The sequence below is a fragment of the Tundrisphaera macrotermitis genome, assembly GCF_051175315.1.
Classification (GTDB): Bacteria; Planctomycetota; Planctomycetia; order Isosphaerales; family Isosphaeraceae; genus Tundrisphaera.
This window is the reverse complement of sequence record NZ_CP195100.1, coordinates 950,483-974,745: the sequence shown is the minus strand read 5'-3', so window position 1 is coordinate 974,745 and position 24,263 is coordinate 950,483. Positions and strand designations below refer to the sequence as shown.

Genomic DNA, 24,263 nt, shown 5'->3' with positions numbered 1-24,263 from the left:
GCGATGAGCACGACGGTCGAGCAGCATCGTTCCGAGGGCCCGCACGCGCTTCGCATCGCCGTGGTCACGGTCTCCGATACCCGGACCACCGCGACCGACACCTCGGGCGACCTCGCGGCGAGCCTGGCCGAGGCGGCCGGCCACGCGATCGTCGGCCGGGCCATCGTCCCGGACGAGCCCGAAGCGATGCGGACGCTCCTGCGGGGATACGATCCATCCGAGGTCCATGCCGTGCTGATGACGGGGGGGACGGGGATCTCCGCACGGGATCAGACGTATGAAACCGTGTCCGCGCTGTTGACCAAACACCTCCCGGGCTACGGGGAATTGTTCCGGATGCTGAGCTACGAGGAGATCGGGACGGCGTGCCTGCTGAGCCGGGCCACGGGGGGGCTGATGGGCGAGGTCGTGGTCCTGACCATGCCGGGCTCGACGGCGGCGGTCCGCACGGCGATGACCCGGGTGATCCTGCCGGAACTGGCCCACATCGTCCGCGAGGCCCGCAAGCACTGACGCACCGCCCCGGTGTTTCATTCGACCCCCTTGGTCCGGGCTTGCCGCCAGGCGTAGAGGGAGATGGCTGCGGCGGTGGCGGCGTTGAGCGACTCGACCCCGGGCTCCATCGGGACGCACAGGGTCGGGCCGGACCGGAGGTGTTCGGGCAGTCCCGGCCCCTCGACCCCCACGACCAGCCCGAAGCGGTCGGGGAAGGGGGCCGCGCCGACCTCCGGGCCGTCGGTGGCCAGGCTGAAGATCGGGGCCGACGCTGCGGCGAGGTCGTGGATCGACGGCCCCTGTTCCAGCGGGACCTGGAACAGCGCCGTGCCGGCGGCCCGGGCCGCCTTGGGGTGGAACGGGTGGGCCGCCTCGCGGAGCAGGACGACCCGGGCCGCGCCGAAGGCCGCCGCCGAGCGGATCACGGCGCCGACGTTCTCCGGGTCCTGGAACGGGACGAACAGGGTGCAGCCGTCGGGCCAGGGGGCGGCGTCGGCCCAATCCGCCATCTTGGGGACCTTGACCAGCAGCAGCGGCGACCGCGTGCCGGCCGCGTCCAGCTCCTTGAACAAAGGCTCGGACAGGCGGAACCAGATCGGCCGGTCGGGGGTCACGATCGGCGGGGGCGGCGGGCCGTCGGCCACGGTCAGCCAGCCCTCGATCCGGCCCGGGAACCGCTGGACCACCTCGGCCACCACCCGGGCGCCGGAGACCAGGGCCCGGCCGTGCTTGCGGATCCCCCTGGCCGACAGGAGGTCCTGCATCATCTTGAAGGTCGGGTTGGCGACGCTGGCCAGCTCGCGGGTCGGGCCGTCGTGGGCCTTTTCGGGCGCGACGAAGGACGTGGGGGCCGGGGCGTCGAGCCTCTCGTAGACCACCAGCCGCCGCTCGTGCTCGGTGCCGGGGATGCGGTAGGCGTGGTCGGACACCAGCCGGAACGCCTCGCCGTGGGTCCGGCGGGCCTCCTTGATCTCGTCGTCGCAGTCCGGCCCCTTCATCAGGAGCATCCGGCCGCCCGGCTCCAGGCACTCGGCCACCCGGTCCAGGGTCTCGGGGATCGACGCCACGGCGCGGGTGATGACCCCCCGGACCCGGTGCGGGAACTTGGGCCCGACCTTGCCGGCGTAGACCTCGACCCCGTCCAGCTTCAGGCGATCGCGGACCGTCTCCAGGAAGGTCGCGCGGGCTCCCCTGGGCTCGGCCAGGATCATCTGCACGCCGGGCCGGGCGATCTTGAGCGGGATGCCCGGCAGCCCCGGCCCCGACCCCATGTCCACCAGGGGCGAAGGCAGGCTGGCATGTTTGAGCACCAGCAGGCTATCCACATAATGCTTGAGGACCATGTTCTCGAAGTTGTGGATCCGGGTCAGGTTGAGGTCGGCGTTGGCCTCGCGGAGCATCCGGTGGTAGGCCCACAGGGCGTCCACCTGATCCGGGCCGAGGTTGATGCCGCATCCCCTCAGGATGGCTTCCAGGGATGAACGATTGGGAGCCATGTCGATCTCTCGCAAGCGGGAAGGGACCAGTGAGCCTCCCATCATAAACCGTGGCCCGCCAAGGGCCAAGGTTCGCCGATCGGTTCCTCCCGGGATCGCCGGATGGCTTCGTTCCGCCGCCGGTCGTAAACCGGGCAAGGCCGGGAATTTGGCGAATGAATGCTCGCCGCGAGAAAGGCGGCATGGGCTTTGCTTCTGGGACTCACATCGTTGCTCGAATCGGTGTGTACCGGTGGGCGAAAGCGAAACGACCTGAGAAGCGGGTGAAAGCCATGGCCGCGATCGAACAGATGCCGTTCCTGGTGGGCGCGATCCAGTACTCCATCCTCTACATGCTGTTCGGCGGCGGGATCATGGGCGCGATCGTGATCTTCATCGTGGCCAAGATGTTCGGCAAGTGAACCGAGGCTGACGAATCGGAACCTTCGAGATCCGACGAACCGGGGCCATTCCCCTCGGGCTGCGGCCCGCCGGGGGTGGTCCTGTTCGCGTCTCCGGAGCGAGGGCGCGACGGGGCCGGGCCCGATCGGGACGGGATGAGTCGAACGTCACCGCCCGGCGTCAGGCGGATCTTCGGGACTCGCCGGCGCGTCTCGCTTCCTTCCTCGCCTCGGCCAGCAGGACGCGTGGGTCGCGACGCCGTGCCCGGGGCGTGGGCACCGGGGTGATGCCGGGCGGGGCCGGTTCCGGCTTGGGCACCGAGGAATCTGGGGCTGGCGGGATGGCTTCGGCGGCGGGAACTTCGGTGGTGGGGGCCGCCGGCACCGGCTCCGGTCCTGGTTCCGATTCAACTTCGGGCCCGGCCTGGAGGTAGGTTTCGAGGTCGGGGTGGGGCCGGAGGAAGCCGGGGACCTTCTGGAGCTGGTCCATGCACCAGCGGAGCCGCCGGTACAGGGTCGTTTCGTAACGGCGGAGCCGGCGCAGCTCCGGCGTGCCGCCCTGGGCCAGTTCGCCGAGGTCGGCCTCGGCCATGGCCCGGTCGAGCTGGTCGGCGTCGGCCACCTCGGCCATCCGTTCCTGGAGCAGTGCGACCTGCTGTCGGGCGAGATCCCCGGGCGTCGGGGGCGTCCCCTCCACGCGGCCATCCAGGCCGATCGTCTCGCCCGGCCGGCCGCGTCGGAACGATCGAGGAGCGCCGAGCAGGTCGAACGCCATCGCGGTGTGGGAGGCGTCCCATCCGCCCTCGCGATCGGCCTCGCGGGCCAGCAGGGCCCATCGCGTCATCAGCCACTCGCAGCCATGCAGGGTCGCGCGCAGGGTGTTGCCGACGTGGGCCGGGTCGTCCGCGATCCGGGCCCCCAGGGCCTCGGCCTCGGCCCGGCGATCGTCGTCCCAGAACCGTTCGGCCCGGAGCGAGATCCGGTCGCGCTCGCGGCGTTCGACTCGTCCGATCCGGTCGATCCGGATCGTCAGCACCGCGACCTCCTCGACGACCCAGGCGTGGAAGTAGTTCTGCGGCTTGAGCGACTGGAGGTAGAGGCCGGCCCGGGCCCGGACCGCCTCCGCATCCTCGGGGACCTGGACCACCTCGGAACAGAAGCCGTGCTTCAAGGCGTTGGCACGCGATCGGGCCCGCCCCTCGGGCGTCTTCGGGCCGGTGCTCCGGCGCGCGTTGTTTCGGTTCGCTTCGAGTTGTTTCTGGCTGACGGCCATGATGGGGGCTCGATCGGTGTGGCGACGCGACGAATGGACGCGCCTACACTATCGTTGCGTCGAACGTCCTTAAGCCGAGTTTTTCCCGATCGGCCGGGATTTTGCCCGGCCGGGGTCGGCGGAATCTTCGGGGCCGGGCCCACGCTACGATCGGGATGGATCGCAAAGGCCGATCGAAATCCCCTCCCAGGGGGGGAGAAGATCCGCCGGGGGCCGGGGGATCGGGCATACTCGCGGGGGCGAGGATCCGGGCGTGGCCCCCGGCGACGGCTCGGATTGGCGGACGGAGCTGCGAACATGATCGGGCCTCGGGCGATGCGGGCGGCGCTGATCCTGGCGATCGGCATGTCCTGGGCGGCCTCGGCGGCCCGCGGCGGCGAACGCTATTTCGTGATCATCTTCGGTTCGCAGTCGCAACCCAAACGCCTGCGATACACCCATACCTGGGCGACCTTCGTCCGGGTGGCCGGGGAGGGGAATCCGGCGACCGACCCGGCCGAGGTGCATACGATCAGCTGGCTGCCCGCCACGCTGGAGGTGCGGGTCTGGGCGGCCCGGCCCGAGCCGGGCGTCAACCTCGACCTGGAGGCCTCGATCGCCGCGGTCACGGCCCAGGGGGAGTCGATCACGGCCTGGGGGCCCTTCGAGATCGGCCGCAGGGGGTATGACCGCTCGCTCGCCGTCCGGTCGTCCCTGGAGAGCGGGGCGATCGAATATCGGGCCATCAGCACGCGCCTGGACCTGACGATCAGCGACTGCATCCACGCCGTCGCCGCGGTCGACCCCGAGTTCGGCCGCGACAACTATCCGCTGATCCGCATCGGCAAGCCCGCCTCGCGCCACATCGCCCGGGAGGTCCACCTCCGCAGCCCCTTCCCGCAGGAGGGCACCGGCGCCGAGGCGCTCTTCCCCCGGCTGGGTCTCTCCCACCTCCCGATCGAGATCGTCCCCCCCGAGCGGATCCCCTACCGCAGGTGCGGCCTGTGCCGGATCCCGGAGTGATCCTCCCGGGCCTCCTCGCGCGGAAATCCGCGGCCCGATCGCCACTTCACCGCGCGAGCACCGAAGGATAGACTGGCCACCGCCGGCGAGAACCGGCGGGCCGGACGCCGTTTCAAGGAGAGGGATGATGGGCCGAGCGCTGCTGGTCATCGACGTGCAGAACGAGTACTTCACCGGCGCCCTGCCGATCACCCACCCGGCGGGCCACCTCGACCAGATCCTCAAGGTGATGGACGCCGCCGCGGGTCGGATCCCGACGGTCGTGGTGCAGCACCACTTCCCGCAGCCCGACAAGCCGTTCTTCCAGAAGGGCACCCCCGGCTGGGAACTGCATCCCGAGGTGGCCGCCCGGCCCCGGGACTTCCTGGTCGAGAAGACGTTGCCCGGCAGCTTCACCAACACCCCGCTCGAAGCCTGGCTGAGGGAGCAGGGCATCGACACCGTCACGATCGCCGGCTACATGACGCACATGTGCTGCGACACGACCGCGCGCGAGGCCGTCCACCGGGGCTTCGGCGTGGAGTTCCTCAGCGACGCCACCGGGACGTTGCCGCTCTCGAATTCGGCCGGCGCGGTGACGGCGGAGGAACTGCACCGATCCATCCTCTGCGCCCAGCAGATGCTTTTGAGCGAAGTTCTGCCGACCTCGACCTGGCTGGGAGGACTCTGACTGGGGGCAGGCCGGCTACCCGATGGCCTGCGGGCCCGCCGCCCGATTTTCTACGGTAGGCGTTTCGGGCCGGATCGGCGACGCCGGACTGCCGCGATCGGGCCCGCGGATTGCCATCAAATCCCCCATCGGTGAGAATCGGGAGGGCGGGTCGATCGGTCGACTGGCGAGTCTGCGAGGCAACCTGCGAACGCCCGGGATTTCCTGAAGGCCGCACTCCAACGGCTTTCCGCGGCCGAAGCGATCTTCGAGACGCTACGGATCAACCTGGAAGCTCAATACATCGGTGGATATGCCGTAGAGTGTGCCCTCAAGGCACTCATCCTGGAAAAGACGCCCGAGGCCGACCGACCGGAGACCCTTTATCGACTGACGCGAGGGATCGCGGCGCACCGCAAGGAAGTCCTTCTCGGCAGGCTGCGAGAACTCGGCATCACGCTCACGCCCGAACTGGCGGGACGGATGAGGCGATTCGATTGGGACACGAGTCTCCGATACGAAACCGGGCGACTTGATACCGGAGAAACGCGGGCTCTCCTCAAGACCGCGAAGTCAATCTGCGAATGGGTTGGAGGACAAATCCGATGACGATCGCCATCCACCCTGCCTGGGAAGCGAAACGGACGGAAGAGACGCGTCAGGTCGAGGGGCTTCTGAGGCAACACTTCGATCAGGTGGATTCGTATCGTTATAACGCCGCCTCGATCCGGGTCCGGGTCATCGACCCTCGATTCGAGGGCGTGCCCCGCGATGAGCGTGACTTACAGGTGGAGGCTCAGATCGCCCACCTGCCCGAAACGATCCAGCGCGACATCGTGACGATCTTCTGCTTCGCACCTTCGGAACTGGACAAACGCCCCGAAACCTTCCGCGAATTCATGCTCAACGCCGAATTCGACGACCCGAGCCCTTCGATGCTGTAAAACGTCGGTGACGTTTGCTTCGTCCGGACCCAGCTCCGATCTCATCGCCAATTCCATCGCTGGGTCCAGACCCGGCCTACTCCTGCTTGCCGGCGGCCAGGGATTGGCCGCTGGTGTCCTCGGCGGGGTCGAGCCAGGCGACGTCGGCGGAGTCATCGGCGAAGCGCTTGATGCCGACCTCGCGGATCTGGGCGTCGTCGACCTTGTCCAGGGGCGTGTAGCGGGGGTGGTGGGAGTCCTTGTAGGGGTCGTTGTGCCGGGCGTTGTAGCAGCAGATCAGGCTCCAGCGAGGGTCGGGCGAGGCGTTGCGGTCGGAGCGGTGCAGGGTGTTGGGGTGGAAGAACAGGGCGTCGCCGGGGTTCATCTCGACGTGGACCAGGGGCAGGCGCGTCAGGACGTGCTCGACTCGCTCGGCGTCGGCGCCGGCTTGGTCGCCGGTCAGGACGTGCTCGATCCGGCCCAGCCGGTGCGAGCCGGGGATGACCTGCAGGCAGCCGTTCTGGCGGGTGCAGGGGTCGGCCGCGATGAACACGCTGACGAGGTCGGGGAACAGGACGCCGTTCTGGTACCAGTACCCGTAGTCCTGGTGCCAGGCCCAGGCCCCGCCCACCAGGGCGTCTTTCATGATCATCTTGGAATGGTAGTGGTAGACCTCGTCGTCGAGGATCTGCTCGCAGGCGTCGACCACCCGGCGGCAGCGGGCGAACATCCCGTAGATGCCGTCGCCGGGGTGGTTCCAGAGCGAGAGCCGGACCCGGCCCCCCTCGCCGTCGGCCCTGCCGAACGAGTGCTGGTCGAGCGCCCGGTCCTCGCGGGCCGATCGGACCAGGAGCGACGCCTCGTCGGCGTCGAACAGGGCGGGGACGAGCAGGTAGCCGTCGCGTTCATACCGGGCCAGCTGGTCGGGCGAGAGGGGGCCGGGACGCATGGCGGTGCTCCGGGTTCGGATCGGGGTCGGGTTCGGCGCGATGGGATCGGACCCATCATTCAGAGTCCGGCGATCCCGATCAAGACCGCGGCCGACACGAGCAGGCAGGTCCACACGAGCACCTGGGTGCGCGGCCGGGGCCAGCCGAACCGGACGCGCCGGGCCATCCGCCACCGGGCCACCACCCCCGAGCAGGCGTGCCACTTGCACCGGAGCAGGACGCCGGTCCGGCCGCAGTCGAGGCAGTGATAGTGGATCAGGTAGGGCATCCCCGCCAGCAACGACGTGCCCAGGACGGCCAGCGACGGCCGCCATTCGGAGGAGACGGCCCGCATCCCCAGGACCCAGGCGACCAGCCCCAGCACCGCCAGGAACGGGTTGACGACCACCTTGCGGAACCGTTCCAGCTCCGATTCGGCGGGCCAGGCGATCATCGGCGGGTCGAATTCCGGGTCCGAGGGGCGCGAGCTGGGCGAGGCCAAGGCGGTGGACCTTTCCGGGCGGAGATCGGCGGGCGTGGCATCGTCGTGCATGGATCCTACCGCACCCGCCTCCCGGGACGCAAATCGCGGGGATCGGCGCGGATTCCTGATGGACGCGGCCGGTTGGGTCGCCGATAATCGGACCCATCGGAGATCGTGCCCCGGTCGGGGCGGTCGGTCGTCGGGGAGGGTCGATGCGGCTGGCGACGTGGGTCTTCCTGGTGCTGGTCCTCGGGGTCGTCATGGGCATTGCCCGGGATGAGGTCGGGCGCGTCGCGGTGATCGTCTTCGTCGCCGGCGCCGCGATCACGGCGGCCGGGCTGACTATCAGCCTGGCCCTGTTCCAGACCGTGGCCGCGCTGGGCGAGGCCCGGGGCGTGGCCGCCCACCTGGAGGCCGCGGTCGCCACCGCCGTGGTCCTGGCGGTGGGATCCGCGCTGATCGTCGGGCTGTTCTTCGCCGCGGCCCTCGGCGTGGACTGGGCGGTCCCCTGAGCCGGGGCCGGCGGGCGAGGGTCGGACCCGCGACTCCTTTCGATGCGACGTCGTACGGCTGGCCTCCAGGGAGGGGAGTCGCGTGGATGCTACGGGCGACGAGATCGAATGGCTGGAGAGCGGGCCACAGCCCGGATCGGGCCGGGATGAGCCGGCCGGGCCGCCGGGACATGGCGCCGGCCGGCGTCGGCACGCCGCGTCCCAGGGGGATGGGATCACCTGGGTGGGCCCGCTGTCCGGCCCCCCGCCCCCGAAGCCGAACACCCGCCTGAACGTGGCCGCCCTGTCGGCCAAGGATCGGGACTGGCACCGGAGCCTGGTCACGCGGGTGAAGCCCCAGAAGGTCAGGTGGAAGACCGGCCACCTGCTCGGGCTCAACCTCTGCGCCGCGGCGATGTTCGGCTATTTCCGCTATCTCCTCAGCGCGTCGCGCGGATCTCCCGTCGAGGTCGGCCTGCTGGTCGTCGCCTCGTTGGTCCTGGTCGTCTCGATGATCGCCGGCGCGATCGTCCTGAACCGGCTGTCGTCGTCGTACCGCCGGCGGTCGGAGAATCGGGACGGGCGGGCCGCCCAGGCGCTCGAAGTCGCCTCGATCGCCGCCCTGGGCGGGTCGGTCCTGCTGGTCGCCCTGCTGATCCTGCTCGGGCTCGGGTTCGCGGTCCTGGTCTTCAACGCCATCGTCGAGGGCCGATGAGCGATCGGCCCGGGCGAGGCGGCCGGGTCGCGGCGATCCGGCTGGCCAGACCGAGGGCCGTCGCGGTAGGGTGGGGGCCGCCCGAGGGATCGGGGCGACCACGATCCGCCACCAGGACCATCGCCATGCCCGCCGCCACCTATGTGCCCGAAGTCTTCCCGCATCGCTGGCTCGCGGCCGACGCCGAATTCAAGACCTGGGACCAGATCGAGCCCTGGTATCGCCGCCTCCTGGAGCGGCCGATCGATTCGACCGAGGACCTCGAAGCCTGGCTGTTCGACCTCGGCGAGTTGAACGGGGCCGTGTCGCAGGAAGGGGTCCGGCGCTACGTCGCCATGACCTGCCAGACCGACGACCCCGACCGCGAGGCCGCCTACCTCGCCTTCGTCCGCGACATCGAGCCGCTCCTCAAGCCGATCCAGAACGAGCTGCGCTCCCGCTACCTCGACTCGCCGCACCGGGCGGGTCTGCCGAAGGACCGCTTCCACGTCTTCGACCGCGCCCAGGAGAACCGGCGGACCCTGTTCCGCGAGGCCAACATCCCCCGCGAGACCGAGCTGGCCGAGCTGGAACAGCAGTATCAGAAGGTCGTCGGGGCGATGACGGTCACCTTCCAGGGGCAGGAGCGCACCCCGTCGCAGATGTCGCCGTTCCTGGAGGAGACCGACCGGGCCCTGCGCCAGTCCGCCTGGGAACTGGTCGCGGCCCGCCGGCTCGTCGATCGCGACACCCTGGATGACCTGTTCGACCGGATGATCGCCCTGCGGCAGGAGATCGCGCGGGAGGCCGGCTTCCCCGGCTTCGTCCCCTACGCCTATCGCGTCCGCGAGCGGTTCGACTACGGCGTGGCCGAGGCGGTGGCGTTCCAGGATGCCATCGAGAAGGTGGTCGTCCCCCTGGCCCGGAAGATCCAGGACGACCGCCGGAAGGCGCTCGGCGTGGACCGGCTCCGCCCCTGGGACCTGTCCGTGGACCCCCTGGGCCGGCCGCCGCTCCGCCCGTTCGCCGAGGTCGATGCCCTGGCCGTCGGGGCCGAGGCGATCTTCTCGGACGTCGACCCCGAGCTGGGCGGGCAGTTCGCCTACCTCCGCGAACACGGGCTGCTGGACCTGGCCAACCGCAAGGGGAAGGCCCCGGGCGGGTATCAGACGACCCTGGAGGACGACCGCCTCCCGTTCATCTTCATGAACGCGGTGGGCGTCGACGGCGACGTGCGGACCCTGCTCCACGAGGGGGGGCACGCCTTCCACGCGCTGGCCAGCCGGGGCGAGCCGCTGGCCGCGTATCGCGAGAGCCCGATCGAGTTCTGCGAGGTCGCCTCGATGTCGATGGAACTGCTGGGGGCCCGCAACCTGGCGATGTTCTACGCCGAGGAGGACGCCAACCGCTCCTACCGCCAGCTCCTGGAGGGGATCGTCACGATCCTGCCCTGGATCGCCACGGTGGACGCCTTCCAGCACTGGGTCTACGACCACCCCGGCCACACCCGCGACGAGCGCCGGGCGGCCTGGAACGCCCTGCTGGACCGGTTCGGCGGTGATGTGGACTGGTCGGGCTACGAGGAGGCCCGCGCCAACGGCTGGCATCGCCAGTTGCACATCTTCCTCTACCCGTTCTATTACATCGAGTACGGGATCGCCCAGCTCGGGGCGTTGCAGGTCTGGATGGCGAGCCTGAAGGACCGCGTCGCGGCGGTGGCGGCCTATCGCCGGGCGCTGGCGATCGGCGGGGCGAAACCCCTGCCCGAGCTGTTCGAGGCGGCCGGGGCGAGGTTCGAATTCACCGAGAAGAGCCTGGCCCCCCTGATGGCGGCCATCGGCGCGGAGCTGGATCAGCTCGGCCCCTGAATCGGGGCGGCAGGTCAGGCGATCCGGGGCGGGGGGAGGGCCCCCGCCCCGGCGGCCGGGGCTGGTTCGCTCGACGGGCTCAGACGATGTCCTTGAGCGCCTTGAGCGGGACGGCCTTGACGACGTTGCGGGCCGGCTTGGCCTTGACCGTCATCGGCTCCTTGGTGAACGGGTTGATCCCCTGCTTCTCCTTGGTCGCCTCCTTGCGGACGAGCTTGAGCTTCAGCAGGCCGGGGATCACGAACAGGCCGGGTCCCTTCTTGCCCAGGTCCTTGGCGATCTCCTCGCCCATCGCGTCGAAGACGCTGGAGATGTCCTTCTTGGGGATGCCGGTGCGCTCCGACAGGCGGGTGAAGATCTCGACCTTGGTGGCGGCCTTCTTGGGGGGGGCGGGGGCGGGGGCGGCCTTGGCCCCCTTCTTCGGGGCGGCCTTGGCCTCGGGGGCCTTCGGCTCGGGCTTCGCTTCGGCTGGCTTGGGGGCGGCTTTCTTGGCCATGGGTCTGGTTCCCTCCTTATGAGGGGTCGCATGATGCTCGGTGAACCCGACGGTTCCGGCCGCCCCGACGGGGCCGAATACCGAGGTTCCTGCCGAGTTTTTCGACGGAGACGCGGGAAACATACAGGAAAAATCGCGGCTCGGCCCGGTTCTTGGCGATAATGCCCGGTTTTTCCGCCATCCGCAACGCCGCCCGCCCGAAAACCCCCGGAAAACTCGGGCTTTTCCGCACTTCCTCACACCATGGCGCGCGACGGCTTCGGCTCGAAGGCCTGGAGGAAGCGGCCCGTGGCCGAGATCATCGCCACCGCGAAGCCCGCCCCGGCGAATGCCTCGGCGCTGCGCTGGGCCTCCTTGAAGTCATCGAACGAACGATGCATGTGCACGCTCCCGTCGGTGATCCTCAGCAGGATCGTCGGGCTGCTGGTCCGCCCCGGAATCCGCATGGTTCTCGCCCCCGCCGGGCCGGCCCCTCGTCGGGCGGGCCCGGGTGTCGCCGTGTCGTGATCGTCTCGCGTCAGAACCCTAGTCCCAATTCGGCGACCCTGGGGCGTCTCGCCGGCAAGGGCCGCGATTTCCCGCCAGCGCAGCGGCGAACCTTGCCCGGACGCAGCGAATCCGTATCATGACCGAGGCGCACGCCAACCCCCGATCCCCGACCCGACCCGACCCGAGGCCCGCAGACATGAGCGCAACCGACGACCCGACGATCCCCCCCGGCTTCAGCGCCTCGGCCGTCCGGGCGGGGATCAAGCCCTCGGGCGGCCTCGACCTGGCGGTGCTGGTGGCCGACGGGCCGTGCGCCGCCGCGGGGACCTTCACCACCAACCGGGTCGCGGCCGCCCCCGTGCTGTGGGACCGGGCGCTCGTGCCGTCCGCGGACGTGCGGGCGGTGGTGGTCAACGCCGGCAACGCCAACGCCGCCACCGGCGCCCAGGGGGAGGCCTCGGCCCGCGCCACCGCCGAGGAGGCCGCCCGGCACCTCGGCTGCCGCCCGGAGCAGGTCCTCGTCGCATCCACGGGCGTGATCGGACACCAGCTGCCGATGGATCGGGTCAAGGCCGGGGTGGCCGCCGCCATCGGCTCGACCACCGCCGACCCGTCGGGCTTCCGCGACGCCTCGCTGGCGATCCTGACCACCGACACCCGGCCCAAGGTCGTCTCGATGGCCCGGGACATCGGCGGCCGCCCGGTGACCCTGCTGGGCCTGGCCAAGGGGGCCGCGATGATCGGTCCCCGGATGGCCACGATGCTCGGCTTCTTCCTCACCGATGCCGAGGTGGCGCCGGACGACCTCCAGCGGATCCTCCGCGATGCCGTCGAGGAGTCGTTCAACTGCATCTCGGTGGAGGGGCACACCAGCACCAACGACACGGTGCTGATCCTGGCCAACGGCCGCCGCGCCGGCCGGCTGGCCGGGCCGGACCTGGCGGAGTTCGCCGGGATGGTCCGGTCGGCGTGCATGGACCTGGCGCGGATGATCCCCGACGACGGCGAGGGGGCGACCCACCGGATCACCATCGACGTGGAAGGGGCGCGCAGCCGCGACGAGGCCCGGACCATCGCGCGGGCGGTCGCCGACAGCCCCCTGGTGAAGACCGCCATCCACGGCGCCGACCCGAACTGGGGTCGCATCGTCTCGGCCGCCGGCTACTCCGGGGTCGTCTTCGAGGAGCGCGAGCTGTCGCTCTGGCTCAACGGCGTCCTGCTCTATGAGGCGGGCGTGCCCCAGGCCTTCGACGCCGCCAAGGTCTCGGCCGACCTCCGTGCCGAGCGCGAGACCCACATCCGGCTCGTGCTGACCCACGGCGACGGCAAGATCCGGTTCTGGACCTGCGACCTGACCGCCGAGTACGTCCGGCTCAACGCCGACTACACGACCTGACCGGCAAGACGGCCCGCGCCCGGGGCGTCAGGCCTCGGGCTTGCGGGAGGCGGCCGCCAGCGGGCGGAGCACCGCGAGCATCGTGTTGAGATGGGCCAGGCGGGGGCCGAAGCGGTCGACGAAGTCGCTCAGGGCGAAGTCGCCCTCCACGAGGTTCTCGTGGTTCTCGTCGACGTAGGTCGCCAGCTCGCCCATGAGGGCGGCGTGGACCTGTTCGAGCTGGCCCAGGGAGTCCCGGCAATGGTCGAGGACGCCCTCATGGCCCTGCTGCCACCGTTCCAGCTCGGCCACCTGGCGGGCCCTCTGGTCGCGGTTGAACTGGGCCGCCTCGCGGGCCAGTTCGAGCTGCTGGCGCTGGGCGTCGAGGATCTGCCGCTGGGTGTCCAGGGTCTGCGACTGGAGCGTCACCAGGGCGTGGAGCAGGGCGACGGGGTCGTTGGTGCCGGGCGGGACCGGTGAGGCCGGCTGGCCGGTGGGAGAGACCTCCATGCGGTAGGTCCATGAGGCAGACGGCGAATTGTCGTGCGATGGCACCCCGACCTCCTTCGTGGCTGGCGACGTCGTCTCCCGAGCGGCGCGACGGCCCAGTCTACCCGAATTTGACACATCCGGACAGGCCAGCCTGCCCGGACGCGCGTCGGGGCCGATCGCTCAGGGGGCGAGATGCTGGAAAGCATCGGCCAGGGCGTCGACGATGTCGCCGGCGATCAGGCCGACCGTGCCGTTGTTGTCGCGGGCGATGTCGCCGGCCAGGCCGTGGGCGTAGACCCCCAGGCACGCGGCGTCGAACGGCGACAGGTCCTGGCCGATCAGGGCGGAGATCACCCCGGTCAGGACGTCGCCCGCCCCGCCGGTGGCCATCCCGGGGTTGCCGGTGGTGTTGACGTAGATCCGGCGTCCGTCGGTCACGATCGTCTGGGTCCCCTTGAGGACGACGATCAGGCCGTCGGCGTGCTGGGCCATCGCCGAGGCGTGGGTCTCGCGGTCGGCCTGGATCTCGGCGGTGGGCCGGCCGGTCAGGCGCGAGAACTCGCCCGGGTGGGGGGTGATGATGATCGGCCGCCTGAGCTTGCCCAGGACCTCGGTCTGCCCGGCCAGGTTATTGATGGCATCGGCGTCCAGGACCGTGGGGATCTCGACCGACTCGACCACCCAGCGGACCAGCTCGCGGAGGTCGGCCGACTGGCCCAGCCCGGGTCCCATCGCCAGGACGTCGGCCTGGGGCAGGAACCGTTCGAGGACCTTGCGGGAGCCGGCCAGGCAGGCGAGCCCCTCGGGGTCGTTGGGGACCGGGTAGGTCATGTAGGACGGTTCGAAGCTGGCCACCGTGGGCTGCACTTCTTCCGGGCAGGCGACCCGCACCAGGCCCGCGCCCGAGCGCAGGGCCCCGGCGCCGAGCAGGGCGGCGGCCCCGGCCGAACCGCGGCCCCCGGCCAGGGCCAACACGGTCCCGAACATCCCCTTGTGGGCGTCCGCCGGCCGCTCGGCCAGCCGGGGAAGTTTCTCGATCCGCTCAAGCGCCATGTTCAGTTCTTTCTCCCGGGGCGGGGCGATCCGCCTTCGCCGATGCCGCCCCCGCGCGGGCCTGGCCGGCCCGTCGCGCGATCAGCCCGGCGATGTGTCCCCCGTTGAACCCCGCGTCGATGTTCACCACGACCACGTTGGAAGCACAACTATTCAGCATGCCGAGCAGGGCGGCGATGCCCCCGAAGCTGGCGCCGTAGCCGACGCTGGTGGGCACGGCGATGACCGGGCAGTCGGTCAGCCCGCCCACGGCGGAGGGCAGGGCCCCTTCCATGCCGGCGACCACCACCAGGCAATCCGCCCCTTCCAGGTCGGGCAGGCGGCGGAGCAGGCGATGGATCCCGGCGACGCCGACGTCGGCGATCAGGCCGACCTCGACATTCCAGGCCTCGGCGGAGACCCGGGCCTCCTCGGCCACGGGCAGGTCGCTGGTCCCGGCCGTCACCACCACGACCTTGCCCAGCTTGGGGCCCGGGTCCGCGTCCCCCTTGATCCGGAAGGTCCGGCCCAGCGGGTGGTATTCGCCGGTGGGGAAGGCCCGGCGGAGCTGGGCGCCGACCTCGGGGTCGACCCGGGTGACGAGCCCGCCGCGTTCGTGGCGGACCAGGGTCTCCAGGATCCGGACGATCTGCTCGGTCGTCTTGCCCTGGCCGAAGATCACCTCGGGCGAGCCGCAGCGGACGGCGCGATGGAGATCGACCGCGGCGAAATCGCCGGCCTCTTCGATGGGCGCCGTCTGCACCTTCCGGGCGGCCTGATCCGGGGAGATCTCCCCGAGGCGGACCGCCTCGAACAACCGCGTCAACTCGAAAGCATCCATCGGCCGGCGCCCCTCGCTGCGCGGGGAATCCCCGCGACCTTGCCACCCCTCGCCCCAAAGTTGTACCCCGTCGCGACAAAGATCGCAACCGATCGCTCCGCCCTTCCGATGCGTATCAAGAGTGTGGTAAGAAATTTGCAAGGGGATGTGTGATGCCTGAGGATCGGTCCGGTCCATTTCGCGGGGAGATCTCGATGGCCATCCAGCCGGGGAACCCATCCGCGCCCAAGGGCGTCCCGGTGGGGCGTCCGAAAAGGCCCCTGGTCCGAGTCCGGACCTCGCCCGAGGTCGAGGACGACGTCCGCCGGATCTCCCCCTGGGAGTGGCAGGGGTGGGGCTGGTCGATCGCGGCGCATGCGCTGCTCCTGCTGATCCTGGGGCTCTGGTACTTCACCCCGCCCCCGACCGGCGTCAAGACCTTCGATACCCGGCTGGCCGGCACCGAGCTGGGCTCCGAATATGGGATGTCCAGCCTGGGCGGGCTCGATACGCCCTTGCCCCCGCCCGAGCTGTCCAGCAGCCCGGACACCTCGATCACTTCATTGAAGGCGTCCGACATCACGCCGGACCCGATGGCCGGCTTCACCGGCAAGTCGGACAACCCCGGCGCGGGGCAGGGGGACGGCTTCGGCCTAGCCCGGTTCGGCAACGGTGGCGAGAATATCCGGGGCGTCGCGGTCAAGGTGGGCGACCCCCAGTTCACCCTCCTTTGGGATTCGGTGGCCGACCTCGACCTCCACGTCTTCGAGCCGGGCGGCTCGGAGATCTACTGGAACTCCCGCAAGGGCCGGCTCGGCGGCGAACTCGACGTCGACAACGTCGACGGCTACGGCCCCGAGAACATCTACTGGCTGATCAGCTCCCCCGACGGCGTCGCCGCGCCCGGCCCCGGCCCGCCCGGCGAGTATCGCTGGCACGTCCACTACTACGGCGGCAACAGAGGCGTCCCCACCCCGACCCGATGGAAGGTCCGGATCAAGCACGGCGGCAAGACCACCATCGAGAGCGGGAAGCTCAACAAGCCGTTCGGACGCAGCCAAACCTACACGCTCAAGGTCGGGCCGGCCTCGTCGGAGGACTCTTCGAAGTGAATTGATGGGGATCGGGGGGATTCCCCCGACCCCCGGAGCGATCAGGCCTCGCTGGCGAGGGTGTGGGCGGGGATCGCGGTTTCGGTCTTGGGGTCCCAGGCGATCGCGGTGCGCTGGCGGTAGGCCATGACGCCCATCGCGATGGCCACGTTGACCTTGTACCCGAGTTCGACCGGGCAGTTGAGCGTGGCGCCGTCGCGGATCGCGGCGAACAGGTTGAGGAAGTGGTTGCGCTCGCTGGCGGCGCCCTCGCCCTTCAGGGTGATCGTCTCCTTGAGCCGGCCGATCGAGGCCTGGGGGATGACCTTGGCGGAGTCGGTCTTGCGGTCGACGACGATGGTGGCGTCGTGGCCGCCGATCAGCTCGGTCAGCGCCGTGTCATTGACCTGCGAGCCGAGCAGGGTGACGGTCGGCCCGTCGGGGTAGTCGATGAACATGTTGAACAGGTCGGGGTTCTCGCGGTCGTCCGGGAAGCCCTGGGGCGTGGTCGAGTCCTTGCCGAAGCAGTAGATCCCGCCGGCCGAGACCACCTGCTTGGGCAGTCCGACGCCCATCGCCTTGGCCAGGAACGACATCTGGTGGAAGAACAGGTCGGTGGCGACGCCGCCGGAGTAGTCCCAGTAGCAGCGGAACTGGAAGTAGCGCGGGGCGTGCCAGTCGCGCTTCGGGGCCAGGCCGTACTTGTGGCCGAGGAACTGGTCCCAGTCGAGGTCCGGGCCGGGCTTGGCGTCGACGTCGTACTCGCCATAGTCGCGCCACTGGCCGGCGGTATTGTTGCGGGTCAGGCTGGACTGGGCCAGGACGACCTTGCCGATGCCGTTCTGCTGGATGTGCTCGCGGATCTTGTCGGCCACGCCCAGGCTGGTCCCCTGGACGCCGACTTGCAGCTTCTTGCCGGTCTCCGCGACGACCTTGACCAGGTCCTTGGCCTGGTCGATCGTGTGGCACATCGGCTTCTCGCAGTAGACGTGCTTGCCGGCGCGGAGCGCCTCCGAGGCGATCTTGTGGTGCCAGTGGTCGGGGGTGGCGACGACCACGAGGTCGACATCCTTGTCGTCGAGGATCTGGCGATAGTCGCGGGCTCCCTCGGCCTTGCCCCCGGCCTTCTCGACCAGGCCGAGGCCCCGGTCGAGCCTCTTGGTGTAGATCTCGCCGATCCGCGTCACGCGGACGTTGTGCTCGTTCTTGCTCGACCAGCCGAGCAGGGGGTTAAGGAGCTGGGCTCCGCGGACGCCGACGCCGACCACGGCGACATTCAGTCGGTCATTGGCCCCGGCGGCCCTGGCGAAGGTGCCGGCCGCGAGGCCGGCCGTGGCCGCGGCGGACGTGCCCAGGAAGCCACGGCGGGAGATCGGTGCGGGGTTGGTCATGGGGTGGCACTCCTGGTGGGTTAGGACTGGCGGTGAACCATCAGCTTAGCCCCTACGATCCGCCCTCGCAAGCGGACCAGCCGACGCGGAGGAGGCCGTAAAGCCGGTAAATATAAGGGTTATCGCGATCTCGCCGATACCGTAATCCTTGCGGGTCGCGTGAAGGTTTAGGGGCAGGATGTAACGGGCGTAACATGTGGGCAAGAGGCAACTCCTGGCGACTTTGGTTTGCTAGGCAATTTGGAGAAAGACCCTGAAGCTCCGGGTCGGAGAAGGCCGAACGATTACCACAGTGTTTGGGGGCCCCGAAGGCGAGCGGAGCTTGCCGCATGGGTCCAACAGAAGGATGACGGTCGGGAGTGTTGTCGTGGAGCGTCTGACAATGCGAAAACTTCTCTCGGTCGCGCTCATGGCCTGCGTCGCGGGCCTGTTGGCGACCGCAACTCCGGCGGAGGCGGCCAGCTATGCTGGCGGTGCCTCGCATCAGGTCCTCCCCTCGTCGCAGGCTTGCGACCCGCCGGTTCAATATCAACTCCAGCGCCAGACGGTCATGCGTCAGGTGTGCGAGACCATCTACGAGTCCAGGCCCGTCACCTATGAGCGGGAGATCTGCGAGACGATCCTCCAGCCCAAGACCATCACCACGGTCAAGACGGTGGCCGAGAATCGCATCCGCGAGGTCCCGTACACGGTCCAGAAGCCGACCTACCGGACGGTGATGCGTCAGGAGCAATACACGGTCAACCGGCCGGTATCGCGGACGATCTGGAAGGACGTGACCTACACCGTGGCCCGCCCGGTGCGTGAGACCCACTTCGAGACCCGCTCCTACCAGGTGAACCGCCCGGTCAAGGAGACCTCGATCCGTACCCACGTCTACACCGTGAATCGCCCGGTCAAGGAGACCTCCTACAAGGACGTCGCCTACACGGTCTGCCGCCCGGTGTCCGAGACGATCCTGAAGACCGTCCCGTACACGGTCTGCCGCCCGGTGTCCGAGACGGCCTACAAGAACGTGTGCTACACGGTCTGCAGGCCGGTCCAGCGGACCGCCTACCGCAGCGTCCCCTACACGGTGCAGGTCCCGGTCCAGCAGACGGTCATGCAGTGCGAGACCTACACCCAGATGGTGCCGGTCAAGCAGTGCGCCTACAAGCAGGTCGCCTACACGGTGAGCCGCCCGGTCCGCGAGACCGTGATGAAGGAATGCCGCTACACGGTGCAGACCCCGGTCCGCCGGACGGTCATGCGGGACGTGCCCTACACGACCTGCCGCCCGGTCCAGGAGACCTCGATCCGCGAGTGCCGCTACACGGTCTGCAAGCCGATCCAGGAGACGACCTACCAGACGGTGACGGAGACCTGCTACCGCACGGTCACCGAGACCTCCTGCCAGGAAGTCACCGAGACGATCTGCGTCCCCCGGACGGTCTGCAAGCAGGTCTGCAAGGAGAAGGGCCGCTGGGTCACCCAGCAGGTCTACGTCCCGGGCAAGACCATCTGCAAGGACGGGTGCGTCTACCAGTGCCCCGGCACCTACGTTTGCGAGAAGAAGTGGGTCAAGGAAGCCGTGATCGAGAACGTCGCCGAGACGGTCTACGAGAAGCAGACGGTCACCAAGTCGGTCCCGACCACCGTCTGCCGCAAGGTGCCCTACACGGTCACCAAGCAGATCCCGGTGACCACCTGCCGGATGGTGCAGCAGGAGTGCGTCAAGCAGGTCCCGATCACCACCTGCCGGATGGTCCAGGAGACCCACGTCAAGCAGGTCGCCGACACGGTCTGCGAGATGGTCACCTCGGAGCAGGTCAAGATGGTCCCGGTGACCACCTGCCGGATGGTCCAGGAGACCTGCACCAAGAGCGTGCCCTACACGTTCTGCACGATGCAGCCCCGCCAGGCGACCCGCCAGGTCCCGACCACCGTCACCCGGATGGTCAACCGGACCCAGTGCCGCCAGGAGCCCTACGTGGTCACCGACATGGTGAAGGAGACCGCCTTCAAGCAGGTCCCCTACACCGTCACCCGGATGGTCAAGGAAACCGCCGTCAAGCAGGTGCCCTGCACGGTCACCCGGATGGTCAAGGAGACCGCCTTCAAGCGGGTCCCCTTCACCACCTGCCGGATGGTCAGCGAGCAGTGCGTCAAGCAGGTCCCCGTCACCACCTGCCGGATCGTGAGCGAGACCAAGACCTGCCAGGTCCCCGTCTCCACCTGCCGCATGGTCTATGAGCCGTGCGTCAAGAAGGTCTGCGAGACGGTGTGCGAGACGGTCAGCGAGGTCCGCACCCGGTGCGTGCCCGAGACGGTCTGCGAGATGCAGACGATCCAGTGCGTCAAGAAGGTCTGCGAGACGGTCTGCCGCCAGGTGCCGGTCACGACAACCATCTGCGAGCCGGTCACGGTCACCCGCCGCGTCACCGAGTGCAAGACGGTCTGCGAGCCCCGCACCATCGTCCGCCAGGTGCCCGTCGAGGTCTGCGTCCGGGTCCCGGTCGTGATGGCCTCGGCCCAGGGCGTCCAGCCGACCCCGCAGACGGTCCTGGCCGCCCCGCAGACGCCGATGATCCCCATGGGGACCGCCGACGCCCGCCACCCGCTGCTCGGCCGCATGTTCCGCTGAGCCCCGGACCGTCGAAACGGCTCGAGGATGAGCCGGGATCCATGCCTCCAAACCGAACCGGCCGCCCTTCAACGGATGAGGGGCGGCCGTTCCCTTTTTCGAAGCCGGGCCGCCGGCCGGGTCAGCCCATCGCGCCCGACGCGATCAGGCGGTCGAGGGCCGGGCGGAGCCGGGCGAACGCCCGGGCGCGGTGGCTGAGCTGGTGCTTGGCCAGCGCGCCCAGCTCGCCGAACGTCCTGTGATACTCGGGGATCAGGAACAGGGGGTCGTAACCGAACCCGCCCGGGCCCCGCCTCTCGGCGATGATCCGCCCCCGGCAGGCCCCGGAGGCTTCCAGGACGATCGACCCGGCCGGGTCGGCCAGGGCCAGCACGCAATGGAACGCGGCGCCCCGCCGGTCGTCGGGCACGCCATCCAGGGCGGCCAGCAGCTTGTCGTTGTTCCGCTCATCGTCGGCCGGCTCGCCGGCATACCGGGCCGAGTAGACCCCCGGTGCGCCGCCGAGGGCGTCGACGGCCAGCCCCGAATCGTCGGCCAGGGCCCACAGGCCGAGGGCCCGGGCGATCTCCGACGCCTTCTTGCGGGCGTTGCCGGCGAAGGTGTCGGCGTCCTCGACCACGTCGGGGAGGTCGGGGCGATCGTCCAGGGTCCGGACGTCGAGGCGCGCCAGCCGCGGGTTGGCCTCCCACGGCGGCGCGACCAGCTGGGCCAGCTCGCGGCCCTTCTTGCGATTCCTCGTGGCGAGGACCAGGGGGATCTCGTCGGTGCGGCTCATGGGCGGGTGGTCCGGGCGGTGCGGGGTGCGATCGGGCCTCAGTTGGCCCGCATCGAGCTGCCCTGCTGGATCGACGACTTGATCGGCGCGAGGTCGGTCAGGTTGGTGGCCGGCACGATGAACGCTTTGGTCACGCCCCGATTGTTCAGGTCGGTGGCGATCCGCAGGATGTGGCCGTGGACCTGCCTGGCGGCGGGGTCGGTCGGGCTCTGGAAGGCGCCGATCATGACCCGGCTGGCGAAGCGGTCGTGGTAGACATAGGCCCGGGCGCCCGCCTTCTGGACCTCGGCGTCCTTGTTCAGGACCGCGGCGAGTTCCTCGGCGTCGTCGGCGGCGGTCTGAAGCGGGCTCTTCTTGAGCGCGAGGTTATTCTTGAACCAATCGGCGTGCTCCGGGTCCATGGTCGACCGGCCGGTGAATTCGGCGATCTGGAGCGAGTACCGCCCCGGGCAGTTCAGGATGGTGTTCGGGCCGCCGTTCATCTGGCCCAGCATCACGTCGGGCTTCTGGGCGAACAGCAGCTCGGCCGGGACGAACGGGTTGGTGGTGCGGATCGCCCGCGACAGCTCGCGGCCCTGGCGGAACGGGTTGTGGCGCGATCCGCCCTGGAAGCAGGCGAGGCGGAGCCCCTTGACCTTCTTCATCAGCTCGGTCGAATCCTTCACCGTCTTCTCGTTGCCGACCATGACGGCGGCCTCGTCCAGGGTGCGGATGGCCTCGGGCATGCCGACGGCCGGCACCTTCTGCGCCAGCGGCGCCGTGGGCGGGACGTTGCGGATGTTGCTCCGCCCCGGGAAGTCCTTGGACAGCAGCACGTAGGCCGGCAGGTTGTGCTTGGTCCGCAGTTCCAGGACGACCGCCAGCGCCTTGCGCGGGGCGTCGGGGCCGCGGAAGGTATAGGCCAGGACCATGAACGGCCCGGCGTCCTTGGTCAGCAGGTAGGGCTCGATCGGCACGGTGGGCAGGGGCACCGCCAGCTTGTCGTCCTCGTCCACCGACGGGGCGGGGATCTCGTCGTTCGCCTTGAAGACCTGCTTATCGGACCGGGGCGCCGCGGCGGGGGCAGGGGCCGCGGCGGGGGCGGCCGCCGGGGCGGCGGCCTTGCGGCCGGACAGCAGCCCGGAAAGCTGCCCGTGGGCGGCGGCGGGCATCAGCGAGCCGGCGGCGACGATGGCCGAGGCGAAAGCGATTCGCGTTCTCATGGCGATCCCCCATCCTTGTCGGGTTCGCGGGATGATCCTCATCCCGTCCATCGAATCAATCCGGTCGCGGCGCGGTCCCATCGTGGTCCCACGCGTCGGCGACGCGAGGGCCGGACATTAGCAAATCGCCGAAAACGTGCCCAGCCCGATTCCGCCCCGCCAGCCCACCATCCGGGCCGGAGGGCCGGGTTCGCATTCGACGCCCGATCCGGGGCCGGCCGCGCTGCGAAATCTCAACGAACGAATTCATCGAATCCTCAACCGACCGGGACAGATTGTTGAACCGCCCGGGGTGATCTGGCTATGATGAGATCATCTCCATCCCCACATAGCGATCATCTTCGTCCTCCACCGCGCAAGCGGGACCCACCGAGGACCAGGCTACACCATCCCCCCCCCGGAGTTACACAGAAATAGGTCCACATTATTTTGAGTGAAGACATGAGATCGTCACGAATCGACTCGCGGCCGGGTCGCCGCGGGTTCACCCTGATCGAACTGCTGGTGGTGATCGCGATCATCGCGGTCCTGATCGCCCTGCTGCTGCCGGCCGTGCAGGCGGCGCGCGAGGCCGCCCGCCGGGCCCAGTGCACCAACAACCTGAAGCAGCTGGGACTGGCCGCCCACAACTACATCTCGCAGAACAACGTCTTCCCGCTCGGGGACATGTATCCCGCGGCCACGAACCAGAAGACGTCCACCGGCGTCCAGGCCAACGGCGCCAACTCCTACACGTTCGGCTGGACGATCGGGATCCTGCCGTTCCTGGAGCAGATGCCGGTCTACAACGCCTGGAATTTCTGCTTCACGTACATCGACGGCGCCGGATCCACGGCCACCAATTCGACCGTCTCCTACAACCAGATCGCCTCGCTGCTCTGCCCTTCCGACAGCGCCAGCGGCCGTCCCCAGCCCCCCTATGCTGCACTCAGCTACGCGGGCAACTTCGGCGGCCCGGCCGCCATCTCGTCGATGTCCGGGACGATCATCAGCCCGAACTGGGGCGATACCGTCGTCCAGACCTCGGCGATCGGCATCGAGGCGGTGACCGACGGGACGAGCAACACCGGGATGTTCAGCGAGAAGCTCATCGGGGTCACCGGCAACCCGTCCGTCCTCCTGGGGGACAGGGCCAACGGGAAGCGGGCGATGTTCCCCTTCACCGTCTCGGCGGCGACCCTGAACACGGGCAACACGGCGGCCGCCATCGCCGCGGTGGCCGCGTGCAAGGCCCTGCCGGCCAGCACCGCCTCCGTCTCATCCTATCGGAACGGGCAGATCTGGATCATCGCCCATCCCTGGGCCCTCGCGTTCAACCGCTACAATCACCACGGCACCCCCAACTCGATCTCTTGCGACCAGGGCTCCGGCAAGGGGACCTATGGCGCCGGGCTCGGCGGGGCATTGGGCATCGTCCCGCCGACGAGCAACCACCCCGGCGGCGTGAACATGTGCATGGCCGACGGTTCGGTGAAATTCATCAAGGACACGGTCTCGCAGCAGACCTGGTGGGGCCTGGGCACCCGGAACGGCGGCGAAGTTATCAGCGCCGACGCCTACTGAGCCGGGCCACGCCTCCACCCTTCCAGGACATCCCTACGACCCCGGAGCCCACGCGATGCAACGCCTCCTGCTCGGCCTGATCGTCCTCACCGCCCTCGCCCCGGTCGCCGGGTGCGGCCCGGCCACCGGGATCGAATCGGGCATCCCCTCGGACGCCAATCAGGTCCCCGTCAACCCCACGCCCGACATGGGCCCGGATCCCAAGGCCAAGGCCAAATGAGTCGCGGCCG

The 24,263-nt window shown here is 69.5% G+C and carries 26 protein-coding genes; 14 read left to right on the top strand and 12 right to left on the bottom strand.

Annotated features, from left to right (window positions below; translation table 11 throughout):
* Positions 1–3: 3 nt before the first annotated feature.
* The gene (locus TA3x_RS04310; RefSeq protein ID WP_435018873.1) at positions 4–513 is read left to right on the top strand and encodes a MogA/MoaB family molybdenum cofactor biosynthesis protein; all 510 of its coding nucleotides are present in this window, start codon (positions 4–6) and stop codon (positions 511–513) included.
* Between the two features lie 17 nt (positions 514–530).
* On the opposite strand, the gene rsmG is transcribed toward TA3x_RS04310, so the two are convergent.
* Positions 531–1,991 carry a 16S rRNA (guanine(527)-N(7))-methyltransferase RsmG gene (rsmG, locus tag TA3x_RS04305; protein ID WP_435018872.1) on the bottom strand — a complete coding sequence of 487 codons (1,461 nt, stop codon included), beginning with the start codon at positions 1,989–1,991 and terminating at the stop codon, positions 531–533.
* 155 nt (positions 1,992–2,146) lie between these two features.
* Here rsmG and TA3x_RS04300 point away from each other — a divergent pair, with 155 nt between their 5' ends.
* Positions 2,147–2,392 (top strand): hypothetical protein, encoded by a 246-nt coding sequence (locus tag TA3x_RS04300; protein ID WP_435018871.1) that lies wholly within the window; start codon positions 2,147–2,149, stop codon positions 2,390–2,392.
* A gap of 160 nt (positions 2,393–2,552) precedes the next feature.
* Here TA3x_RS04300 and TA3x_RS04295 read toward each other — a convergent pair whose 3' ends face one another.
* Complete coding sequence (locus tag TA3x_RS04295) at positions 2,553–3,644, bottom strand: hypothetical protein (protein ID WP_435018870.1); 1,092 nt, start codon at positions 3,642–3,644, stop codon at positions 2,553–2,555.
* A gap of 297 nt (positions 3,645–3,941) precedes the next feature.
* Between TA3x_RS04295 and TA3x_RS04290 the strand changes: the two genes are divergently transcribed.
* The 4 genes from TA3x_RS04290 to TA3x_RS04275 all read left to right on the top strand — a co-directional run bounded on the left by TA3x_RS04290 (position 3,942) and on the right by TA3x_RS04275 (position 6,239).
* Positions 3,942–4,646, top strand: coding sequence for a hypothetical protein (locus TA3x_RS04290; RefSeq protein ID WP_435018869.1), 705 nt, complete (start codon positions 3,942–3,944; stop codon positions 4,644–4,646).
* A 127-nt stretch (positions 4,647–4,773) separates the two neighbouring features.
* The gene (locus TA3x_RS04285) at positions 4,774–5,316 is read left to right on the top strand and encodes a cysteine hydrolase family protein (RefSeq protein ID WP_435022287.1); all 543 of its coding nucleotides are present in this window, start codon (positions 4,774–4,776) and stop codon (positions 5,314–5,316) included.
* Positions 5,317–5,520: 204 nt separating this feature from the next.
* Entirely contained in the window at positions 5,521–5,904 is a 384-nt protein-coding gene (locus tag TA3x_RS04280; RefSeq protein WP_435022285.1) for a HEPN domain-containing protein, read from the top strand.
* Positions 5,901–6,239 carry a hypothetical protein gene (locus TA3x_RS04275; RefSeq protein WP_435018868.1) on the top strand — a complete coding sequence of 113 codons (339 nt, stop codon included), beginning with the start codon at positions 5,901–5,903 and terminating at the stop codon, positions 6,237–6,239. The genes TA3x_RS04280 and TA3x_RS04275 overlap by 4 nt, the downstream gene beginning before the upstream one ends.
* A gap of 76 nt (positions 6,240–6,315) precedes the next feature.
* On the opposite strand, the gene TA3x_RS04270 is transcribed toward TA3x_RS04275, so the two are convergent.
* Both TA3x_RS04270 and TA3x_RS04265 read right to left on the bottom strand, forming a co-directional pair.
* A complete protein-coding gene (locus TA3x_RS04270) occupies positions 6,316–7,167 on the bottom strand; it encodes a phytanoyl-CoA dioxygenase family protein (RefSeq protein WP_435018867.1) in 852 nt (283 codons plus the stop codon).
* Positions 7,168–7,226: 59 nt separating this feature from the next.
* On the bottom strand, positions 7,227–7,700 hold the full coding sequence (locus TA3x_RS04265) for a hypothetical protein (protein WP_435018866.1): 474 nt from the start codon (positions 7,698–7,700) through the stop codon (positions 7,227–7,229).
* Between the two features lie 143 nt (positions 7,701–7,843).
* On the opposite strand from TA3x_RS04265, the gene TA3x_RS04260 reads away from it, so the two are divergent.
* The 3 genes from TA3x_RS04260 to TA3x_RS04250 all read left to right on the top strand — a co-directional run bounded on the left by TA3x_RS04260 (position 7,844) and on the right by TA3x_RS04250 (position 10,684).
* Positions 7,844–8,143 carry a hypothetical protein gene (locus tag TA3x_RS04260; protein ID WP_435018865.1) on the top strand — a complete coding sequence of 100 codons (300 nt, stop codon included), beginning with the start codon at positions 7,844–7,846 and terminating at the stop codon, positions 8,141–8,143.
* An 82-nt stretch (positions 8,144–8,225) separates the two neighbouring features.
* Positions 8,226–8,837: a hypothetical protein gene (locus tag TA3x_RS04255; protein WP_435018864.1), complete on the top strand. Its 612-nt coding sequence runs from the start codon at positions 8,226–8,228 to the stop codon at positions 8,835–8,837.
* A 125-nt stretch (positions 8,838–8,962) separates the two neighbouring features.
* The gene (locus TA3x_RS04250; RefSeq protein ID WP_435018863.1) at positions 8,963–10,684 is read left to right on the top strand and encodes a M3 family oligoendopeptidase; all 1,722 of its coding nucleotides are present in this window, start codon (positions 8,963–8,965) and stop codon (positions 10,682–10,684) included.
* Positions 10,685–10,763: 79 nt separating this feature from the next.
* Here TA3x_RS04250 and TA3x_RS04245 read toward each other — a convergent pair whose 3' ends face one another.
* On the bottom strand, positions 10,764–11,180 hold the full coding sequence (locus TA3x_RS04245; protein WP_435018862.1) for an HU family DNA-binding protein: 417 nt from the start codon (positions 11,178–11,180) through the stop codon (positions 10,764–10,766).
* A gap of 236 nt (positions 11,181–11,416) precedes the next feature.
* Positions 11,417–11,626, bottom strand: a complete 210-nt coding sequence (locus TA3x_RS04240; RefSeq protein ID WP_435018861.1) for a hypothetical protein — start codon at positions 11,624–11,626, stop codon at positions 11,417–11,419.
* A gap of 239 nt (positions 11,627–11,865) precedes the next feature.
* Here TA3x_RS04240 and argJ point away from each other — a divergent pair, with 239 nt between their 5' ends.
* Entirely contained in the window at positions 11,866–13,065 is a 1,200-nt protein-coding gene (gene argJ / locus TA3x_RS04235; protein ID WP_435018860.1) for a bifunctional glutamate N-acetyltransferase/amino-acid acetyltransferase ArgJ, read from the top strand.
* Positions 13,066–13,092: 27 nt separating this feature from the next.
* On the opposite strand, the gene TA3x_RS04230 is transcribed toward argJ, so the two are convergent.
* From TA3x_RS04230 to larB, 3 genes are all read right to left on the bottom strand, one after another.
* A complete protein-coding gene (locus TA3x_RS04230; protein ID WP_435018859.1) occupies positions 13,093–13,554 on the bottom strand; it encodes a hypothetical protein in 462 nt (153 codons plus the stop codon).
* 162 nt (positions 13,555–13,716) lie between these two features.
* On the bottom strand, positions 13,717–14,589 hold the full coding sequence (locus tag TA3x_RS04225; RefSeq protein WP_435018858.1) for an NAD(P)H-hydrate dehydratase: 873 nt from the start codon (positions 14,587–14,589) through the stop codon (positions 13,717–13,719).
* A complete protein-coding gene (gene larB / locus TA3x_RS04220) occupies positions 14,579–15,409 on the bottom strand; it encodes a nickel pincer cofactor biosynthesis protein LarB (protein ID WP_435018857.1) in 831 nt (276 codons plus the stop codon). Before larB ends, TA3x_RS04225 begins: the two co-directional genes overlap by 11 nt.
* A 194-nt stretch (positions 15,410–15,603) precedes the next feature.
* Here larB and TA3x_RS04215 point away from each other — a divergent pair, with 194 nt between their 5' ends.
* Positions 15,604–16,500 (top strand): YfaP family protein, encoded by an 897-nt coding sequence (locus tag TA3x_RS04215; protein WP_435018856.1) that lies wholly within the window; start codon positions 15,604–15,606, stop codon positions 16,498–16,500.
* 41 nt (positions 16,501–16,541) lie between these two features.
* Here TA3x_RS04215 and TA3x_RS04210 read toward each other — a convergent pair whose 3' ends face one another.
* Positions 16,542–17,870 carry a Gfo/Idh/MocA family protein gene (locus tag TA3x_RS04210; protein ID WP_435018855.1) on the bottom strand — a complete coding sequence of 443 codons (1,329 nt, stop codon included), beginning with the start codon at positions 17,868–17,870 and terminating at the stop codon, positions 16,542–16,544.
* 367 nt (positions 17,871–18,237) lie between these two features.
* Between TA3x_RS04210 and TA3x_RS04205 the strand changes: the two genes are divergently transcribed.
* Positions 18,238–20,493, top strand: a complete 2,256-nt coding sequence (locus TA3x_RS04205; RefSeq protein ID WP_435018854.1) for a hypothetical protein — start codon at positions 18,238–18,240, stop codon at positions 20,491–20,493.
* Between the two features lie 121 nt (positions 20,494–20,614).
* Here the strand turns inward: TA3x_RS04205 and rdgB are convergent, their stop codons facing one another.
* Together rdgB and TA3x_RS04195 are read right to left on the bottom strand one after the other, a co-directional pair.
* Positions 20,615–21,268 carry an RdgB/HAM1 family non-canonical purine NTP pyrophosphatase gene (gene rdgB / locus TA3x_RS04200; RefSeq protein ID WP_435018853.1) on the bottom strand — a complete coding sequence of 218 codons (654 nt, stop codon included), beginning with the start codon at positions 21,266–21,268 and terminating at the stop codon, positions 20,615–20,617.
* 38 nt (positions 21,269–21,306) lie between these two features.
* Positions 21,307–22,470: a hypothetical protein gene (locus tag TA3x_RS04195; protein WP_435018852.1), complete on the bottom strand. Its 1,164-nt coding sequence runs from the start codon at positions 22,468–22,470 to the stop codon at positions 21,307–21,309.
* 441 nt (positions 22,471–22,911) lie between these two features.
* Between TA3x_RS04195 and TA3x_RS04190 the strand changes: the two genes are divergently transcribed.
* Both TA3x_RS04190 and TA3x_RS04185 read left to right on the top strand, forming a co-directional pair.
* Complete coding sequence (locus tag TA3x_RS04190) at positions 22,912–24,033, top strand: DUF1559 domain-containing protein (RefSeq protein ID WP_435018851.1); 1,122 nt, start codon at positions 22,912–22,914, stop codon at positions 24,031–24,033.
* A 55-nt stretch (positions 24,034–24,088) separates the two neighbouring features.
* On the top strand, positions 24,089–24,253 hold the full coding sequence (locus TA3x_RS04185) for a hypothetical protein (RefSeq protein WP_435018850.1): 165 nt from the start codon (positions 24,089–24,091) through the stop codon (positions 24,251–24,253).
* Positions 24,254–24,263 lie beyond the last annotated feature (10 nt).

Coding starts and splice junctions, on each gene's coding strand:
- TA3x_RS04310 (WP_435018873.1), top strand. CDS start 4: ATGAGCACGACGGTCGAGCAGCATCGTTCCGAGGGCCCGCACGCGCTT.
- rsmG (WP_435018872.1), bottom strand. CDS start 1,991: ATGGCTCCCAATCGTTCATCCCTGGAAGCCATCCTGAGGGGATGCGGC.
- TA3x_RS04300 (WP_435018871.1), top strand. CDS start 2,147: ATGAATGCTCGCCGCGAGAAAGGCGGCATGGGCTTTGCTTCTGGGACT.
- TA3x_RS04295 (WP_435018870.1), bottom strand. CDS start 3,644: ATGGCCGTCAGCCAGAAACAACTCGAAGCGAACCGAAACAACGCGCGC.
- TA3x_RS04290 (WP_435018869.1), top strand. CDS start 3,942: ATGATCGGGCCTCGGGCGATGCGGGCGGCGCTGATCCTGGCGATCGGC.
- TA3x_RS04285 (WP_435022287.1), top strand. CDS start 4,774: ATGGGCCGAGCGCTGCTGGTCATCGACGTGCAGAACGAGTACTTCACC.
- TA3x_RS04275 (WP_435018868.1), top strand. CDS start 5,901: ATGACGATCGCCATCCACCCTGCCTGGGAAGCGAAACGGACGGAAGAG.
- TA3x_RS04270 (WP_435018867.1), bottom strand. CDS start 7,167: ATGCGTCCCGGCCCCCTCTCGCCCGACCAGCTGGCCCGGTATGAACGC.
- TA3x_RS04265 (WP_435018866.1), bottom strand. CDS start 7,700: ATGCACGACGATGCCACGCCCGCCGATCTCCGCCCGGAAAGGTCCACC.
- TA3x_RS04260 (WP_435018865.1), top strand. CDS start 7,844: ATGCGGCTGGCGACGTGGGTCTTCCTGGTGCTGGTCCTCGGGGTCGTC.
- TA3x_RS04250 (WP_435018863.1), top strand. CDS start 8,963: ATGCCCGCCGCCACCTATGTGCCCGAAGTCTTCCCGCATCGCTGGCTC.
- TA3x_RS04245 (WP_435018862.1), bottom strand. CDS start 11,180: ATGGCCAAGAAAGCCGCCCCCAAGCCAGCCGAAGCGAAGCCCGAGCCG.
- TA3x_RS04240 (WP_435018861.1), bottom strand. CDS start 11,626: ATGCGGATTCCGGGGCGGACCAGCAGCCCGACGATCCTGCTGAGGATC.
- argJ (WP_435018860.1), top strand. CDS start 11,866: ATGAGCGCAACCGACGACCCGACGATCCCCCCCGGCTTCAGCGCCTCG.
- TA3x_RS04230 (WP_435018859.1), bottom strand. CDS start 13,554: ATGGAGGTCTCTCCCACCGGCCAGCCGGCCTCACCGGTCCCGCCCGGC.
- TA3x_RS04225 (WP_435018858.1), bottom strand. CDS start 14,589: ATGGCGCTTGAGCGGATCGAGAAACTTCCCCGGCTGGCCGAGCGGCCG.
- larB (WP_435018857.1), bottom strand. CDS start 15,409: ATGGATGCTTTCGAGTTGACGCGGTTGTTCGAGGCGGTCCGCCTCGGG.
- TA3x_RS04215 (WP_435018856.1), top strand. CDS start 15,604: ATGGCCATCCAGCCGGGGAACCCATCCGCGCCCAAGGGCGTCCCGGTG.
- TA3x_RS04210 (WP_435018855.1), bottom strand. CDS start 17,870: ATGACCAACCCCGCACCGATCTCCCGCCGTGGCTTCCTGGGCACGTCC.
- rdgB (WP_435018853.1), bottom strand. CDS start 21,268: ATGAGCCGCACCGACGAGATCCCCCTGGTCCTCGCCACGAGGAATCGC.
- TA3x_RS04195 (WP_435018852.1), bottom strand. CDS start 22,470: ATGAGAACGCGAATCGCTTTCGCCTCGGCCATCGTCGCCGCCGGCTCG.
- TA3x_RS04190 (WP_435018851.1), top strand. CDS start 22,912: ATGAGATCGTCACGAATCGACTCGCGGCCGGGTCGCCGCGGGTTCACC.
- TA3x_RS04185 (WP_435018850.1), top strand. CDS start 24,089: ATGCAACGCCTCCTGCTCGGCCTGATCGTCCTCACCGCCCTCGCCCCG.